5 protein-coding genes and 1 pseudogene are annotated in these 3,418 nt (G+C 65.7%); all 6 read left to right on the forward strand.

All coding sequences use genetic code 11. The features are described from left to right. On the forward strand, positions 1–237 hold a 237-nt coding region (locus ACZYZ4_RS19365; protein WP_463863401.1), incomplete at its 5' end, for a cupredoxin domain-containing protein. 11 nt (positions 238–248) lie between these two features. Beyond that, positions 249–707, forward strand: coding sequence for a hypothetical protein (locus ACZYZ4_RS19370; RefSeq protein WP_463863402.1), 459 nt, complete (start codon positions 249–251; stop codon positions 705–707). Between the two features lie 181 nt (positions 708–888). Continuing rightward, the gene (locus tag ACZYZ4_RS19375; protein ID WP_463863403.1) at positions 889–1,659 is read left to right on the forward strand and encodes a hypothetical protein; all 771 of its coding nucleotides are present in this window, start codon (positions 889–891) and stop codon (positions 1,657–1,659) included. Between the two features lie 33 nt (positions 1,660–1,692). Further along, positions 1,693–2,379 carry a sortase domain-containing protein gene (locus tag ACZYZ4_RS19380; RefSeq protein ID WP_463863405.1) on the forward strand — a complete coding sequence of 229 codons (687 nt, stop codon included), beginning with the start codon at positions 1,693–1,695 and terminating at the stop codon, positions 2,377–2,379. Positions 2,380–2,426: 47 nt separating this feature from the next. Then, complete coding sequence (locus ACZYZ4_RS19385) at positions 2,427–3,062, forward strand: hypothetical protein (RefSeq protein WP_463863404.1); 636 nt, start codon at positions 2,427–2,429, stop codon at positions 3,060–3,062. A 55-nt stretch (positions 3,063–3,117) separates the two neighbouring features. Continuing rightward, positions 3,118–3,418, forward strand: a pseudogene (locus ACZYZ4_RS19390) (hypothetical protein); the annotation flags it as partial.

Here is a 3,418-nt window from a genome sequence, read left to right on the forward strand (position 1 = left end):
ATCACGATTCGGGATTTCAAGTATGAGGTTCCGGCGTCGGTGAAGCCGGGGGCGATGGTGACGGTGACGAACGCGGACAGCGCCCCGCACACGCTGACCGCCAAGGACAAGGGCGGGTTCGACGTTGAAGTCCCCGCCGGGGCAACGGTGATCTTCCAGGCCCCGGATGGCCCGGGTGAGTACGGAATTATTTGCAGTTTTCATCCGCAGATGACCGGGACGCTGGTCGTGAAATGAGCGGCAAGGAAATGAACTCTCCGCCGCGTTCTCTGTGGGTGTTGCGTGTCGGTGTCGCGGTGGCCCTGGTAGTCAGTGCCGTGATCCATGTCCAGCTCGCCCCGGGCTATCAGCAGGCCGCGCCGGGCGGCATCGGGCAAGGCACCCTGTTTCTGATCCAGGCCGGAGCGGCGGTCCTGGCCGCGGTGTTTGTGCTGCTCAGAGGCTCCCGTACGGCTTTCGCGGCCGCCGCGGCGGTGGGCCTGTCGTCGTTGGTCGCGGTCATCCTGTACCGGTATGTCCAGGTCCCGGCTATTGGGCCGCTGCCTTCAATGTATGAGCCGGTCTGGTATGCGGCCAAAGTTGTCACTGCGGTGGCCGAAGCGGTCGCCGGGGCCCTGGCGGTGGCCGGTTACGTCCTGCTGCAGAAAAGCCGGACTGGATCAGGGACGGCTGCCCGGGGCCGCCGCCGGGGGGCTTCAACTGCCTGACCCTTGGCTGGTTCACCCGCCCGGGAAAGCGCCTTTGGCGTCTCCCCGGCGTTAGCCTGACCAAAAATATGTGAACCCGGCCACATTTTCACCCATCCTTGTCCGGTAGTGTTCCGAAGTACTGGTGACCCCCTCCCGGGGGCACCAACATCACACGCGCGTGAATGAGGAGATTTTTCAAATGAATAAGTCACTCCGCTTTATGGCAGTTCCCACCCTCGCTTTGGCCGCCCTGGCCCTTTCCGGTTCCCCCGCGATGGCCGCGGACCAGTCCTACCAGTCCACCTTGGGCCAGCTCAACGGCAGCGCCGGCGCCGGCACCATCACAGTTGATGTCACCGGTAACCAGGCCCACGTTGTCCTGAAAGTTTCGGGTATGCCGGCGACGTTCATGGATGCCCCGTACCCGCACGTCCAGCACATCCACGGCGGCAAGCAGGGCACCTGCCCGGACCCATCGGCCGATAAGGACGGGGACCAGGTCATCTCCACCACCGAGGGCGATCCGTTCTACGGTCCCATCCAGACCACGCTCTCCACGAGCGGGGACACGAGCCCGGCAGCGGGCCTTGACCTCAAGGTCGGCGGCCAGGGTGCGGCCTACACCGTTGACCGCACGTTCGAACTGAACGCCGAGACCATGGCTTCCCTGAAAGCGGGCACCGCCGTGGTCGTCGTCCACGGCCTTGACCCCGCCACGCTCAGCGCGGCAGGCCAGGCCGCCAAGAGCGACCTTGCACCGACCCTTCCGCTCGCCGCCACTTCCCCCGCCCTGTGCGGGACCCTGAAGGCCGGCCAGATGAAGATGCCGGCAGGCGGCGCTGACACCGGCGTCACCGCCGAAACCGGCACCGACACCGGAGCCCTCGCTATCGGCGGCGGTTTGGCCCTGATCGCCCTCGCCGGCGGAGCCTACGTTGTCCGCCGCCGCAGCGCCGGATCAGCAGCCTAAGCAAGGGCTGACTGGACCATCACTGTGACACTCATGAATCCCGGCCACCGCAGAGGCCCCCTGGCCTCTGCGGTGGCCGGGGTTCTGCTCCTGCTCACCCTGGCCGGCTGCGGCACAGGAAACAACGGAACGCCCGACGCCGGCTCCCCACCTTCGGCTTCCGCCTCATCTCCGGTAACACCCGGCACGACCGCGGCTACAGCCACCCCGCCGCCCGCTGCCCCCGTGGCGTCCCCGCCCGCACAGCAGCTGCCGCCGGTGATGGGCGCCTCCGCTCCCGTCACCTTGGCCATTGCCTCGATCGGGGTCCGGACGGACCTTCTCCACCTGGGACTGCGGGAGAACGGCTCCCTGGAAGTCCCGGAAGACACCGGTAACGGCACACCCGCCAGCTGGTACAACGGCTCCCCCACCCCCGGCGAACGCGGCCCCTCCGTGATGCTCGGTCACGTCAACGCCCTCGGCGGGAACACCGGAGTCTTCGCGGACCTCCAGAAGCTCAAAAACGGCGACGAAATCAACGTGTCCCGAACCGACGGCAGCACCGCCGTGTTCACCGTTGACCGCGGCGCCCTCTACAGCAAGAACGAATTCCCCACCCTCGAGGTCTACGGGAACACAAATAACGCCGAACTCCGACTGGTCACCTGCGACGGCTACGACCCCGCCACCGGCCTTTTCGATGACAACTACGTCATCTACGCCACACTCAAAACCTGACAACGGCCGCACAGCCGAAAGGCCGGCGCGGCCAGGATGGAAGAGCTATGAAACAGCACAAGCCGTTGCTGGCCTCCTTGGCCCTGTCCGCACTGCTGCTCTCGGGCTGCGCAACAGCGGCCGGATCCATCACCGCACCGTCGGACCTCTCGACGACGGCACCGTCCGCAGCGTCACCCGGAACCGGTCACACCGACAGCCACGGCGACGGGGACCACTCATCATCCCCGGGCACCCCCAAGGCCGACGGGCCCAGCGATGCTGCCCTGATGGTCTGCGGAGACCAGCCGATGGACAGGCTCACCTCCATCCTGAACCTGGACTCGGACGCGCACACCGTCAACGACTGGGCCAACAACACCTTCACCTGCACCTACCACCTAGACGAAGGGGCACTGGAAATCTCAGTCCAGGAAGCCGTCGACAAGGCGTCCGCCCTAACCTACTTCGAAGCGATGCAGGCCCTGGCCAAAGATGCCACACCCCTCGAAGGCCTCGCGAACCTCGGCTTCCCGGCCTACGAAACCGCCGACGGATCAGCAGTGTTCCAAAAAGACAGCTTCGTCCTGCACGTGGACGCCACCGACCTGCCCGCCACCCTGGGACCGGAGAACATCACCAGGAACGCCCTGGCCTACCAGCTCTCCACCACCATCCTGGCCTGCTGGGTCGAACACCCCTGACCCGCTTATGCGCAAACCAAGGCACCAACCGACGGTACCCATGAAAGGTTCACCCATGAAAGCAAACACCAGAACCGGTAGCGCGCTCGGACTCGCGGCAGCAGCAGCCGTGCTGGTCTTGTCCGGCTGCGGGACCCCCGGCACCTCCGGGCCCGACACAACAGCTAACCCCACACTGACGGAACAATTCCCCTCAGCTCCAGCCGCCACCACAGAACCTGCACCCTCAACCTCCGGCCCGGGCTCAACACCAGCGGCGGCCCCGGCGAAAATACTGATCAAGGACTTCAAATACCAGGGAACGGAAACCGTGAGCCCCGGAGCGGAGATCACCGTCACCAACGAAGACATCGAAG

It is taken from the genome of Pseudarthrobacter adonitolis, assembly GCF_055412845.1.